Below are 868 nucleotides of genomic sequence, written 5' to 3' on the forward strand. Positions count from 1 at the left end.
TTGGTGTCTGGTGATTTGTTCCTAGAGCCAAATTTAGCAGCCGCCATCTCGGTCATCTTAATGGCGCTGTTGGCGTTTATTACGGTGATTAACCAGTGGCTGATTGCCAAAAGTTACGCAGCTAAGAAAAGCAGGAAGTAAACCATGCAAGACGTAAATTCTCGATTCCATAAAAGCGTCGTTTACACCATCGTCGGAATCATGCTGATCCCGATTCTAGCGACGTTCATTTACTCGATTTCTTCTCGCTGGGGCGCAACGATTCTGCCTGATGGTTTCACTTTTGACTGGTACATTAAACTGCTAACAGATCCTCGCTTCTTACAGGCATTTGGTCGCTCGCTCTTTATTGGCCTTTCAGCACTAGCGCTGAGTGTTGTTCTCGTACTGCCTGCAATTTTCGTGGTGTTTTACTACTTTCCGAAACTCGACAAGCTGATGAATATCCTGATTTTGCTGCCATTTGCAGTACCACCCGTGGTTTCGTCTGTGGGCCTTCTTCAACTCTATGCCGACAGTGAAATTTCCCTTATAGGCACACCTTGGATTTTAGTGGGCACTTACTTCACCATCGCATTGCCATTTATGTATCGCGCTATTTCCAACAGCTTTGAAGCCATCAATTTACATGATTTGATGGACGCCGCGCACTTGCTTGGCGCAAGTACGACCAAAGCTTTTTTGTTGATCATTTTGCCCAATTTAAAGAAAGGTTTAATGGCATCGTTGTTCCTCTCCTTCTCATTCTTACTAGGAGAGTTCGTGTTCGCCAATATTTTGGTTGGCACTCGCTACGAAACCCTACAAATCTACTTGTACAACATGCGTCAAACCAGCGGCCACTTCACATCTGCGCTCGTGCTGACCT

1 protein-coding gene and 1 pseudogene are annotated in these 868 nt (G+C 45.5%); both read left to right on the forward strand.

Annotation, left to right across the window (positions count from 1 at the left end):
* Positions 1-141, forward strand: a pseudogene (locus R7E78_RS25380) (ABC transporter permease); the annotation flags it as partial.
* Positions 142-144: 3 nt separating this feature from the next.
* Positions 145-868 (forward strand): ABC transporter permease (locus R7E78_RS25385; protein WP_318058507.1); only part of this gene is annotated, 724 nt, incomplete at its 3' end.

Source organism: Vibrio sp. YT-19(2023) (genome assembly GCF_033337395.1).